At 71.7% G+C, this 12,636-nt stretch carries 10 protein-coding genes; all 10 read right to left on the reverse strand.

Features of this window, described 5'->3' with window-relative positions:
- Positions 1 to 106: 106 nt before the first annotated feature.
- On the reverse strand, positions 107 to 733 hold the full coding sequence (locus tag FFG40_RS14470; protein WP_138803823.1) for a thymidine kinase: 627 nt from the start codon (positions 731 to 733) through the stop codon (positions 107 to 109).
- Positions 733 to 1,434, reverse strand: coding sequence for a response regulator transcription factor (locus FFG40_RS14475; RefSeq protein ID WP_035808846.1), 702 nt, complete (start codon positions 1,432 to 1,434; stop codon positions 733 to 735). Before FFG40_RS14475 ends, FFG40_RS14470 begins: the two co-directional genes overlap by 1 nt.
- Positions 1,421 to 2,605, reverse strand: a complete 1,185-nt coding sequence (locus tag FFG40_RS14480; protein ID WP_138803824.1) for a hypothetical protein — start codon at positions 2,603 to 2,605, stop codon at positions 1,421 to 1,423. Before FFG40_RS14480 ends, FFG40_RS14475 begins: the two co-directional genes overlap by 14 nt.
- Complete coding sequence (locus FFG40_RS14485) at positions 2,602 to 3,822, reverse strand: sensor histidine kinase (protein ID WP_138803825.1); 1,221 nt, start codon at positions 3,820 to 3,822, stop codon at positions 2,602 to 2,604. The genes FFG40_RS14480 and FFG40_RS14485 overlap by 4 nt, the downstream gene beginning before the upstream one ends.
- A gap of 170 nt (positions 3,823 to 3,992) precedes the next feature.
- A complete protein-coding gene (locus FFG40_RS14490; RefSeq protein ID WP_138803826.1) occupies positions 3,993 to 5,111 on the reverse strand; it encodes an Rv2578c family radical SAM protein in 1,119 nt (372 codons plus the stop codon).
- 58 nt (positions 5,112 to 5,169) lie between these two features.
- A complete protein-coding gene (locus tag FFG40_RS14495; protein ID WP_138803827.1) occupies positions 5,170 to 6,657 on the reverse strand; it encodes a malate:quinone oxidoreductase in 1,488 nt (495 codons plus the stop codon).
- A 96-nt stretch (positions 6,658 to 6,753) separates the two neighbouring features.
- Entirely contained in the window at positions 6,754 to 7,806 is a 1,053-nt protein-coding gene (locus FFG40_RS14500; protein ID WP_138803828.1) for an aspartate-semialdehyde dehydrogenase, read from the reverse strand.
- Positions 7,807 to 7,849: 43 nt separating this feature from the next.
- Positions 7,850 to 9,115: an aspartate kinase gene (locus tag FFG40_RS14505; protein ID WP_017888681.1), complete on the reverse strand. Its 1,266-nt coding sequence runs from the start codon at positions 9,113 to 9,115 to the stop codon at positions 7,850 to 7,852.
- 116 nt (positions 9,116 to 9,231) lie between these two features.
- The gene (gene recR, locus FFG40_RS14510) at positions 9,232 to 9,831 is read right to left on the reverse strand and encodes a recombination mediator RecR (RefSeq protein ID WP_017888680.1); all 600 of its coding nucleotides are present in this window, start codon (positions 9,829 to 9,831) and stop codon (positions 9,232 to 9,234) included.
- Positions 9,831 to 12,512: a DNA polymerase III subunit gamma and tau gene (locus tag FFG40_RS14515; RefSeq protein ID WP_143882753.1), complete on the reverse strand. Its 2,682-nt coding sequence runs from the start codon at positions 12,510 to 12,512 to the stop codon at positions 9,831 to 9,833. Before FFG40_RS14515 ends, recR begins: the two co-directional genes overlap by 1 nt.
- Between the last annotated feature and the right edge of the window lie 124 nt (positions 12,513 to 12,636).

The following is a 12,636-nucleotide window of genomic DNA, read 5'->3' on the forward strand; positions in this document are numbered from 1 at the left end:
GCGCGGGCGCGCGCGCATTCCGGTGCACGCGACGGACTGGAGGCCCGTGGCGGGGCCGCGCCGCGCCTCCAGTCCGCCCTTCGGTTGCGTCTCGGGCGCCGCGCGGTCAGGCGCCGTCGAGGCGGCCGCCGGACTCCGTCAGGTAGCAGTTGGCGCAGAGCGACTCGTAGGCGACGTCGACGCCGTCGATCGCGACCTGGGAGCCGTCGAAGACGAACCGACCGTCGACCGTGCGGGCGTTGAAGACCGCCTTGCGGCCGCAGCGGCAGATGGTCTTCAGCTCTTCGAGGGAGTGCGCGACCTCGAGCAGGCGGGCGCTGCCGGGGAACGCCTCGGTGCGGAAGTCCGTGCGGATGCCGTAGGTGATGACCGGGATCTCGTCGAGCACCGCGATGCGCAGCAGGTCGTCGACCTGCCGCGGGGTGAGGAACTGCGCCTCGTCGACGAGCACGCAGCTGACGGGCCGCACCATGCCGTCCAGGCGGCCCGACTCGGGGTCGACGGCACCGGCGGCGGTCACGGCCTGGCGCACGTCGGCATCCGGGGAGAAGACGATGTCGACGGTCCGGGTGACGCCCAGGCGCGAGACGATCTCACGGTCGCCCTTGGTGTCCACGGCGGGCTTGGCGAGCAGCACCCGGTGCCCGCGCTCCTCGTAGTTGTACGCCGCCTGCAGCAGGCCCGTGCTCTTGCCGCTGTTCATCGCGCCGTAGCGGAAGTAGAGCTTCGCCACTACGCGAGGAACCCGTCCTCGGCGGCCCGCCGGATGAGGTCGGACTTCTTCGAGGCGGGGCGGCCCACCTTGCTGTACTTCTCGCGCACGCGACGCAGGTAGGTCTTGGCGGTCTCGTACTGCACGTTCATCTGCGCGGCGACCTCGTTCGTCGAGTAGCCGGACACGTAGAGCCGCAGCGCCTCTTCTTCACCGGCGCTGAGCTTCGGCCGCTGGTGGGCGGCGGCGCCCGTCGGCAGCGGACGCCATTCCCGGGGCTGCGGGGTCTCGCGGGCGACGCCCATGATCTCGCGGGCGACGTCCATGACCTCGCGCATCGGGAGCGACTTCGACAGGAACGCCGCGGCGCCGGCGGCCAGGGCACGGTCGCGGGACTCACGGCTGTCGACGCTCGAGAGCACGATCACCTTCGCGCCGGCGGCACGGCAGGTGCGGACGCGGGCCTCGATCGAGACGGGTTCCTTGAGCTGGAAGTCGAGGAACACCAGGTCGGTCGGGAAGCTGTCGCTGTGGACCATCTCGAGCCAGGTGTGCGCGGTCAGGGCCAGGTCGAAGTCGAACGCGTTCACCGCGATCCAGCTCGACAGGCTGTCCAGCAGCACCTCGTGGTCGTCGAGGATGGCCAGCCGCACACGGCGTGCTCCCGGGTTCGGGAGGGACGGCGACCCCTCCGAGAGCCTGTTCGGGTCAGTGCTGGTCATAGGAAAACCTTAGTGCGAGGGCGGAAGGGCGGACCGCGACGTCGAGGTCGGGGAACGTCACGCGGAGGACGGCGAAGTAGGGGTCGAAGGTGCGGTGGATGCCGATGTCGGAGTCCGCGACGGCGAGCTCCATGTCGACGGACACACGAGCAGGTGCGGGTGCCTGGGCTGCTTGGTCCGCCACCGTGTGTGCGCGTCGCACGGTCGCGCGGAACCCGGCCGGGTCGACGGTCGACGCGCGGAGGGCCGCACGGACGAAGGTGCGGACGACCGCCCGCTGGTCGGTGTCGAGCGTCGCGATGAGGCCGTCGGGGTCGTCGACCACCGGTGCCTGGCCGCCGTCGACCCGGACGGCGTGCTCGAACCAGGTGCGATCGGCGTCGGCGACCATGGACGCCCGGATGCCGTCGGCGATCGCGCGGGCACGGGCACGGTCGGCGTCGGTGATGACGTCGCGCGTGCGGAGCTCGGCGAAGAACGGGGCGACGTCGCGGGACAGGATCGTCGAGCGGTCCTGCTGCACGCTCGCCGCGATGCCGTCCCGCTCGGCACGCGCGACGGAGTACGACCCGGCACGGATCTGCACCCGTTCGGCGAGCCCGGCGAAGGTCCAGGCGAACACCGCGGACGCGGCGGTCAGCACGAGCGTCGGGGCCGCGGCCAGGAACGCCGCGACGGCGACCGGCACCTCGTGCGGGAACTCGGCTGCACCAGCGCCCCAGGTCACGGCGTTCACGGCGGCCAGGACGAGCCCGCCGATCGTCAGGTCGGTCCACGGACGGTACGGCGCGACCATGACGATGCCGGTCGCGGTGATCAGGGACATGAAGTCGTTCAGGGCGCTGCGGTCCGGCCCCCACTGCGCCGCGACGCTCATGACCGACGCCAGGCCGAGCAAGCCCACGTGCGCGACGAACGCGGACCGCGGGAACGGCGCACGGAACGGGCTCGAGGCAGCGAGCACCACCACCGCCGAGGCCGCGACGAGCAGCACCGTGAGGGCGCTGAGCGTGGGGCTGCCCACGACGTCGCGGTCGAAGATCGACACGAGCAGGGCCCAGACGACGCTGCCGGCCCCGAGCACGAGGGCCAGGGGCCGCGACCCCATCGCGCCGAGCGGGTCGTACTGCTGCGCGGTGCGGCGGGACCCGCGCTGCCGTGCCGCCGTCATCGCCCGGTCCCCCGGTCGTCACTGATCACGGGCACGGTGACCGCGCCGGTGACCGGTCCGTACGGCACGGTCATCATGACGCTCGTGCCGGAGCCGGGCGACGACCAGATCTGGACGTCACCGCCGACCCGGCCGATCCGCTCACGCACCGAACCGCGGAGGCCCATCCGGTCGGCTCCGGTGGCGTCCTCGTCGAACCCACGACCGTCGTCGACGACCATGACGGTGCAGGACGCGCTGTCGTCGAACACGCTCACCTCGGCGGCGTCGGTGCCCGCGTGCTTCCGCACGTTGGCCAGGCACTGGCCGACGGCTCGGACGACCGCCGACAGTGCACGCTGGTCCAGCCGTTCGAGCGCGGAGGTGTCACCGGAGACGGTCACGTCGAGCCCGAGCGTCCGGTGTTCGTCGACCATGGCACCGAACGCCTCGGCCGCAGCCCCGGGACGCGGGCGGGCGGCCGGCGCGAGCCACCCTTTGCCGGTGAGCACCGCGACGTCGGCGTCGACCGTCTCGGCGAGGTGCGGGTCCATCGGGCCGTCCGGCGCGAGGGTGATCGCGCCCAGGTGGTTGAGCACGGTGTCGTGCAGGATCGCGGACGCCTCGGCCTCGACCCCGGCGCGGTAGGCGGACACGTGTTCTTCGCGCGCCGAGCGCAGGAGCTCGGGCTGCACCCGTTCGCTCCGCCCCGTGCTGCGGGTCGTGAAGAGCACGAGCGCGACCACGAAGCCCAAGGTGACCCAGGCCAGGATGAGCGGACGGGGCGATTGGTCGGCCTGCACGATGGCGATCCAGGTCGCGAGTCGTCCGGTCAGGAAGCCCACGAAGGACCACAGCACGACGCGGCTCGGCACGGCCCCCGCTCCCCCGACCAGGATGAGCGGGATCACGACGAGGGACATCAGGTACGAGGTCACCCACCCGGTCGGCACCTGCTGCTGGACCCCGACGGCGAACCACCAGGCGCAGACACCGCCGACGGCCAGGAACGCGATCGCCGAGACCCGGGTGCCGAACTGCACGTGCACACCGATCATGGCGAGCATCGGGACGACCGCCAGCGCGGTGCCGACGACCTGCACCCCGGGCTCGGACAGGCCGTAGAGCACGAGCGTGATGGCCGCGGCCGACAGGGACCCGATGGCACCGGCGTGGAATGCGCGCACGGTCGACCACGCGTTCACTCGCGGTGCGAGGTGCGTGGGGATGCCGAGCACGAGGTGGATCCTTCCGGGTGGCGAGGGCGCCGTCCACGATCCAACCACCGGAGCAGCGGCCGTGTACCCCGAATCCGGGGCCGTGCGGCGACCCGCACGATGATAGCGGCCCGGACCGGGGTCTTGCTGTCCCCCGAACGTGGACCGGACACGCCCCGGACGGGCGCCCCTCAGAACAGCGTCTGTGCCGCCGCCGGCCGGAGCAGCCGCCGGTCGAACCCGGGGTCGGCGCGCTTCAGCGGTGACACCGTCGGCACCGACTGCTCCTGCGGCACGCCCGACTGCAGCGTTCGCGGTTCGGAGAAGCCCATCGACCCCGTCGCCGGGTCCACCCGCCCCAGTCCGACCCCGTGCGCCGCCAGGATCGGGCGGATGCGCTCCGACAGCCACCGTCGGTAGTCCTTCGGCGCGTACGTGTTGTCGAGGTACATCGCGCGGTACCGCTGCACCAGGTCGGGTCGCTCGCGGCCGAGCCACTCGAACCACCACGGCTTGACGCCGGGTCGCAGGTGCAGCGCCGAGTACATGATGCTCGTCGCGCCGGCCGCGGTCGCCCGACCGATGGCGTCGTCGAGGTGTGCGCGGGTGTCGGTGATGTACGGCAGCACCGGCATCAGGAACACCGCGCAGTCGAGCCCCGCGTCGCGGATGGCCCGCACGGTCGCCAGCCGGGCCGACGTCGTCGGGGTGCCGGACTCGACCGACTGCTGCAGCGAGTCGTCGTACACGGCGATCGACATCGCGAGGTCGACCGGCACCACCTTCGCCGCCTCGACCAGCAGCGGGAGGTCGCGGCGCAGCAGCGTGCCCTTCGTCAGGATGCTGAACGGGGTGCGCGACTCCGCCAGCGCCTCGATCACACCGGGCATCAGGCGGTACCGCCCCTCGGCCCGCTGGTACGGGTCGGTGTTCGTGCCGAGCGCCACCGGGTGGCGGTCCCACGAGGGCTTGCCGAGCTCACGCCGCAGCACCTCGGCGACGTTCGTCTTCACCACGATCTGCTGGTCGAAGTCGGCGCCGCCGTCGAACTCCAGGTACGTGTGCGTCGGGCGGGCGAAGCAGTACACGCAGGCGTGGCTGCACCCGCGGTACGGGTTGATCGTCCAGCCGTACGTCCCCGAGCCGTCCGCGCTCGGCACCCGGTTCAGAGCGCTCTTCGCCAGGACCTCGTGGAAGGTCACCCCGGCGAACTCGGGCGTCGTCACGCTCCGGACGAACCCGCTGTTCGACTCCATCCCGGGCAGCGCGCCACTCTGCTCGGCATCGATCGCCTGTCCACTCCACCGCATGCCGTCATTCGAACACACGTTCGAACGGACCGCAAGCCGGAGCGGTCCGGGGCAGTCCTCAGTGGTGCAGGCCGAGCACCTTCGCGGTGCGCTCGAGCGTGGCGTCCGCCAGCTCCGGGTCGTCGCCGAGGTCCTGCCCGTAGGTCGGCACCATTGCTCGGACGTCGTCCTGCCAGGCGTCCCACCGGTCCGGGAAGCACCGGTGCAGCATCGTGAGCATGATCGGCACGGCGGTCGAGGCTCCCGGCGACGCCCCGAGCAGCCCCGCGATCGAACCGTCGGCGGCGGTGATGACCTCGGTGCCGAACTGCAGCACGCCGCCCTTGTCCTTGTCGGGCTTGATCACCTGGACGCGCTGCCCAGCGGTGATGCGGTGCCAGTGCTCGGGCTCGGCGCTCGGCATGAAGTCACGGAGCGCCTCGAACTTGGTGTGCTTCGACGCGAGGAGCTGGCCGACCAGGTAGCGGACCAGGTCGAAGTTCGAGAACGCGACGCTCAGCATCGGGCGGAGGTTGTGCGGCCGGATCGAGCGGAACAGGTCGAGGACCGAGCCCTGCTTCAGGAACTTCGGGCTGAACCCGGCGTACGGCCCGAACATCAGCGACGAACCACCGTCGACGATGCGGGTGTCGAGGTGCGGCACCGACATCGGCGGGGCGCCGACACTGGCCTTGCCGTAGACCTTGGCGGAGTGCTTCTGCACCACCTCGGGGTCGTCGGTGCGCAGGAACTCGCCCGACACCGGGAAGCCGCCGTAGCCCCGGATCTCCGGGATGCCGGACTTCTGCAGCAGGTGCAGGGCTCCGCCACCGGCGCCGACGAAGACGAACTTCGCGGCGATGCGCTGCGTCGACCGGCCGATCTCGTTGCGGACGTTGAGCACCCAGCCCTCGGACACCTTCGAGCGGGTCAGGTTGGTGACCTGGTGCGAGGGTTCGAACTCGACACCGTCGATCTCGAGCTGGTCGAAGAGCTGGCGGGTGAGCGACCCGAAGTCGACGTCCGAGCCGGCTGCCGAGTACGTCGCCGCGATCGGCTGGTCCTTCTTGCGGCCGGGGATCAGTGCCGGCGCCCACTTCCGGATCTGCGCCGGGTCGTCCGAGAACTCGATGCCCGCGAAGAGCGGGTGGTCACGCATGGCCTCGTACCGGGCACGCATGTAGGCGACGTTGGCGTCGCCCCACACGAAGGAGATGTGCGGCGTGGGGTTGATGAAGTTCGACGGCTCCGGCAGCACGCCGGTCTCGACCAGGTGCGCCCAGAACTGCCGCGAGACCTGGAACTGCTCGTTGACCGTGACGGCCTTCGCGATGTCGACACGGCCGTCCGGCAGTTCCGGCGTGTAGTTCAACTCGCACAGTGCCGAGTGCCCGGTACCGGCGTTGTTCCACGGGTTCGAGGACTCCTGCGCAACCGTGCCGAGCCGCTCGTACACGCGGATCTTCCAGCTGGGCTCGAGCTTGTGGATGATGGCCCCGAGCGTGGCACTCATGATGCCTCCGCCGATCAGGACGACGTCGATGGGTTCCACCTGCTGCTCTGCCACCCGTCGATCCTACCGGCGGCACCCGACAGACGGACAGGAGGCCCGTGGCGGTGTCGCCACGGGCCTCCTGTCCGTCTGCTGGTCGCGCTCGGCGCGCTACGCGTCCACGGAGCGGCGCGCGACGATCGTCTCCGCGATCTGCACCGCGTTGAGCGCGGCGCCCTTCCGCAGGTTGTCGTTGCTGACGAACAGGACGAGGCCGCGCCCCTCGGGCGCGGACTGGTCCGCACGGATGCGGCCGACGAACGCCGGGTCCTGGCCGGCGGCCTGCAGCGGGGTCGGGACGTCGGAGAGCTCGACTCCGGTTGCGCTCGACAGGATCTCGGTCGCACGCTCGGGCGACAGCGGACGCTCGAACTCGGCGTGCACCGAGATGGAGTGCCCGGTGAACACGGGGACGCGCACGCACGTGCCGGCGACGAGCAGGTCGGGGAGCTCGAGGATCTTCCGGCTCTCGTTCCGGAGCTTCTTCTCCTCGTCGGTCTCGCCCAGGCCGTCCTCGACGATGCTGCCGGCGAGCGGCACGACGTCGAAGGCGATCGGGCGGACGTACTTGACGGGCTCGGGGAACGTCACGGCGGATCCGTCGTGCGTCAGCGCAGCGGTGTCCTGCTCGAGCGCGGCCTTCGCCTGACCCAGGAGTTCCTCGACCCCGGCGAGCCCGGAACCCGAGACCGCCTGGTAGGTCGTCGCGACCAGTCGGCGGAGCCCGGACTCGGTGTCGAGCACCTTGAGCACCGGCATGATCGCCATGGTCGTGCAGTTCGGGTTCGCGATGATGCCCTTCGGCGCCTGGTCGATGGCGTGCGGGTTCACCTCGCTCACGACGAGCGGGACGTCGGGGTCCATGCGCCAGGCGCTCGAGTTGTCGACGACGAGCGCCCCGGCTGCGGCGAACTTCGGCGCGAGGGCCCGCGAGGCGGTGGCCCCGGCGGAGAACAGCGCGATGTCGATGCCGGACGGGTCGGCGAGCTCGGAGTCCTCGACCACGATCTGCTCGCCGCGGAACGGCAGCGTCGTGCCGGCGGAACGGGCGCTCGCGAAGAAACGGACCCGGTCGGCCGGGAACGCGCGCTCTTCGAGCAGGCGACGCATCACGGCGCCGACCTGGCCGGTGGCGCCGACGACGGCGACGGTGAGGGTGCTCATGCGGTGCTCCTGGTGGTTCAGCGGATCGACGGGTCGGCGGGCGTCAGCGGCCGGTGCCGGCGTAGACGACGGCCTCGGCATCGGCGTCGAGGCCGAACGCGCTGTGCACGACGCGCATCGCCTCGTTCAGGGTGTCGGCGCGGGTGACGACCGAGATGCGGATCTCGGAGGTGGAGATCATCTCGATGTTGATCGACGCGTCGTGCAGGGCACGGAAGAGCTGCGCCGAGACACCGGCGTTCGTGCGCATCCCGGCGCCGACCAGGGCGAGCTTGCCGATCTGGTCGTCGTACTGGATGCTCTCGTAGCCGATGTCGGCCTTCGCGACCTCGAGCGCCGTCAGCACGGTCTGGCCCTGGTCCTTCGGCAGGGTGAACGAGATGTCCGTCCGCCCGGTCGACGCCGCCGACACGTTCTGGACGATCATGTCGATGTTCGCCCCGGCGCGCGCGACGTTCGTGAAGATCTCGGCGGCCTTGCCCGGCTGGTCCGGGACCCCCACGACGGTGATCTTGCCCTCGGAGAGGTCTCCGGCGATCCCGGTGATGATCGGTTCTTCCACGGTTTCCCCCTCGGCAGGGTTGTAGACGATGGTGCCCTCGTTGTTGTTGAACGAGGACCGGACGTGCAGGGTGACGCCGTGCCGCCGGGCGTACTCGACGGCGCGGATGTACAGGACCTTGGCACCCGAGGCTGCGAGCTCGAGCATCTCCTCGCTGGTGACGCGGTCGACCTTGCGGGCCTTCGGCACGACACGGGGGTCGGCGGTGAAGATGCCGTCGACGTCGGTGTAGATCTCGCAGACGTCGGCGTCGAGTGCTGCGGCGAGGGCGACGGCCGTGGTGTCCGAGCCGCCGCGGCCGAGCGTGGTGATCTCGCCCGTGGTGCGGTTGAAGCCCTGGAACCCGGCGACGATCGCGACGTGGCCGGAGTCGAGCGCCTCGCGCACGCGCTTCGGGGTGACGTCGACGATGCGGGCCTTGCCGTGCTGGGCGTCGGTGAGCATGCCGGCCTGGCTGCCGGTGTAGGAGGACGCTTCGACCCCGAGGCTCTTGATCGCCATCGCGAGCAGCGCCATCGAGATGCGCTCCCCTGCGGTCAGGAGCATGTCGAGCTCACGGCCGGCGGGGATCGGCGTGACGGAGTGCGCCAGGTCGACGAGTTCGTCGGTGGTGTCGCCCATCGCCGACACCGCCACGACCACGTCGTTGCCGGCCTTCTTCGTCTCGACGATCCGCTTCGCCACGCGCTTGATGCTCTCGGCGTCCGCGACGGATGAACCACCGAACTTCTGCACGATCAAGGCCACTGGCTGGTACTCCCGGAGACGGCGACACCGCGAGGTCACGCGGTCTCACAATGGTAGTCGGTGTTTCGGGGATGTTGCGTGCGAGCGGGCCCCGACGCAAGGATCCTGCGTGGGGGTCAGCCGCCGACGACGCGGCGCCCCTCGAAGGCACGACCGAGCGTGACCTCGTCGGCGTACTCCAGGTCGCCGCCGACCGGCAGCCCCGACGCGAGCCGCGTGGTGCGGATGCCCATCGGGACGAGCAGCCGGCTGAGGTAGGTCGCCGTCGCCTCACCCTCGAGGTTGGGGTCGGTCGCGATGATGACCTCGGCCACGGTGCCGTCGGCCAGGCGCGTCATGAGCTGCTGGATGCGGAGGTCGTCCGGTCCGATGCCGTCGATCGGGCTGATCGCCCCGCCGAGCACGTGGTACAGCCCACGGAACTCCCGGGTGCGCTCGATCGCGGCGACGTCCTTCGCTTCTTCCACGACGCAGATCGTGGCCGGCGAGCGGCGCGGGTCACGGCAGATGCTGCACTGGACGTTCTCGGTGACGTTGCCGCAGATCTCGCAGAAGCGGACCCGCTCCTTGACGTCGGCCAGCAGTTCGGACAGACGACTCGGGTCGAACGACTCGGTCTGCAGGATGTGGAAGGCGATGCGCTGCGCCGACTTCGGTCCGATGCCGGGCAGGCGGCCGAACTCGTCGATGAGGTCTTGGACGATCCCGTCGTACATCAGGCACCGTCCTGGTGGAGAGCGGTCTCCTCGATGAACTGGGCGTTGAGGATCTCACGCACGACGGCCTCGCCGTACCGGCCGGCGACCGGGGCGCGGCGCGCGGGCGGTGCGGTGCGTGCGGGAGCAGCGGCGGGCTGGGCCGCGCGCTGCGGTGCGGCCTGCTGCGCCGGGGCTGCCGGCGCCGCGGCTGCGGGCGCTGCGCCGCGCCCGATCCCCGGGTCGGGGAACGGTGCGCCGTCGTCGTACGGTTCGTCGTCGAGCGGGTAGTCGTCGACCGGTACGCCCGGCGCGACGGGACCGCCGGGAGGCACGGCTGACGCTCCGGACGCCGCCTGCGGACCCGGGGCGGTCGGCTGTTCGGGCTGCCCGGCCGTGGCACCGGCCGGTCGCGCGGGTGCGGCCGACGGTGCCGACTCGGTCGACTGGGGCGTGCTCGTCTCGGCGGGAGCGACCGGCGCGGACGCCGGCACGGTGCCGAAGGGTGCTGCCCAACTGGGCTCGACGGACTCCGGGACGGCGTCGGTGGTGGGGTCGCTGGCGGGGATGGTCGCGACCGCCCAGTCCGTCACCGGCGCACCGGAGGGAGCGGGGGTCGGCTCGGCCGGTGTCCGCTCGCGCTGCGGCGCGGGCGCGGTCGGCGCTGCCTTCGGCTCCGTGGCAGGGGTGGCCGTCGGTGTGGGGGTGGCAGCGGACGCCGGCGCCGGGGCTTCCGGTGCTGTGGGCTCCGGAGCCGGGGCCGGGGTCGGGGCAGCGGCGGCGGGCACCTGCGTGGCGGGAGCCGGACGCTGGGCCGGCGCGGCCTGCTGCGCCGGAGCCGGCTGCTGCTGCTGCTGGGGACGCTGCTGCTGTCCGGTCCCGCGGGCGACGAACTTCACGCGCAGACCGAGGACGTCCACGATGGCGGCACGGAGCAGTTCGCTGACGCTCGCCGAGGGGTCGGACATCTCCTTGAACGAGGCGACGTCCTGCTGGCTCGGGAACGTCAGCGTCAGCACGTCGTCTCGGAGCGCGGTGACCTGCGCCGTGACGACCACCGACCACGCCGAACGCTTGGCGTGCTGCACGTGCTCGACGATCTGCGGCCAGGAGTCGCGCATCTGCTGGAACCCGACGGCACCGACGGTCCGGACGGCGGGCTCGTCACCGATCGTCGTGCCCTGACCGGTGGACGACGGACTGACCGGCTCAGCAGCGGGCGTCGAAGGCTCGGGCTTCGAGGGCTCGGACTTCGCGGGCTCCGTCGACGTCTGCGCGGGCGCTCCAGGAGCGCTCGGAGCGACCGCTGCCCACGACGCTGCGGCGTCACGAGCCACGGCTCCGGAGTCGGCCTGCGGCGCGACGGGCTGCTCGACGGGACGCTCGGGCGTCGTGCGAGCCGCTGCCGGAGCGGGCGTCGGGGCAAGCGAGGGAGCAGGCGCTGCAGGAGCCGCGGCTGCCGGCTGCTCACGACGCGGTGCAGCGGCGACGGCGGGAGCGGACTGGTCGCCGGCCCCGGCCTGGTGTCCACCGGCGTCGCCGACCCCGACACGACGCTCCAGCCGCTCCACCCGGGCGAGGGCTCCGCGCTGGGTGTCGTCGGCCTCGGGCACGAGCATCCGGGCCGTCATGAGTTCGAGGTGCAACCGGGGGGAGGTCGCGCCGGTCATCTCGGTGAGGGCCCGGTTCGCGATGTCGGCGGAACGGGAGAGCCCGGTCGCGCCGAAGACCCCGGCCTGGCGGCTCATGGTGTCGAGCTCTTCCGGCGAGACCCCGCGCAGGACCGCGGCGGCGCTCTCGTTCGTCGCCGCGACGACGATCAGGTCGCGCAGGCGCTCGAGCAGGTCCTCGACGAAGCGGCGGGGGTCCTGTCCGGTCTGCACGACACGGTCGATCGCGGCGAACGCGGACGCCGGGTCGGCGACGGCCAGGGCGTCGACGACGTCGTCGAGCAGGGCGGCGTCGGTGTAGCCGAGCAGGGCCACGGCACGCTCGTAGGCGATCGCACCGTCTTCGCTGCCGGCCATCAGCTGGTCGAGCAGCGACAGGGTGTCACGGACGGATCCGCCGCCGGCACGCACCACCAGGGGCAGGACGCCGGGGGCCACCGACACGGACTCCTGCGTGCAGAGCTGCTCGATGTACTCGAGCATGACCGCGGGCGGGACGAGCCGGAACGGGTAGTGGTGGGTGCGCGACCGGATGGTGCCGATGACCTTCTCGGGCTCGGTCGTCGCGAAGATGAACTTGACGTGCTCCGGGGGTTCCTCGACGAGCTTGAGCAGCGCGTTGAAGCCCTGCGGCGTCACCATGTGCGCTTCGTCGAGGATGAAGATCTTGTAGCGGTCGCGAGCCGGGGCGAACACGGCCCGGTCGCGCAGGTCACGGGCGTCGTCGACACCGTTGTGGCTCGCGGCGTCGATCTCGATGACGTCGAGCGAGCCGCTGCCGTCGCGGGCGAGTTCCACGCAGCTCGGGCAGACGCCGCAGGGGGTGTCGGTCGGGCCCTCGGCGCAGTTCAGGCAGCGCGCGAGGATGCGGGCCGACGTCGTCTTGCCGCAGCCACGCGGGCCGCTGAACAGGTAGGCGTGGTTGACGCGGTTCGTGCGGAGCGCCGTGCGGAGCGGGTCGGTGACCTGCGACTGCCCGATCAGCTCGGCGAAGTTCTCGGGCCGGTAACGGCGATACAGGGCGGTGACCACGCGACAAGGGTAGCCGTCACGACCGACAACCCGCGTGCCCGTCCACAGGTCGTCCCGCCGGGCCGGACCACCCACCGGCGGTGGGCCGAGCGCCCGGACGGCACCGCGCCTCCCGTCCGTCTGG

Source organism: Curtobacterium sp. KBS0715, assembly GCF_005938005.2.
Lineage (GTDB): Bacteria > Actinomycetota > Actinomycetes > Actinomycetales > Microbacteriaceae > Curtobacterium > Curtobacterium flaccumfaciens.

Excerpts from the sequence above, each read along its gene's own strand:
- FFG40_RS14475 (WP_035808846.1), bottom strand. The coding sequence starts at position 1,434 with ATGACCAGCACTGACCCGAACAGGCTCTCGGAGGGGTCGCCGTCCCTC.
- FFG40_RS14480 (WP_138803824.1), bottom strand. The coding sequence starts at position 2,605 with ATGACGGCGGCACGGCAGCGCGGGTCCCGCCGCACCGCGCAGCAGTAC.
- FFG40_RS14490 (WP_138803826.1), bottom strand. The coding sequence starts at position 5,111 with ATGCGGTGGAGTGGACAGGCGATCGATGCCGAGCAGAGTGGCGCGCTG.
- FFG40_RS14500 (WP_138803828.1), bottom strand. The coding sequence starts at position 7,806 with ATGAGCACCCTCACCGTCGCCGTCGTCGGCGCCACCGGCCAGGTCGGC.
- recR (WP_017888680.1), bottom strand. The coding sequence starts at position 9,831 with ATGTACGACGGGATCGTCCAAGACCTCATCGACGAGTTCGGCCGCCTG.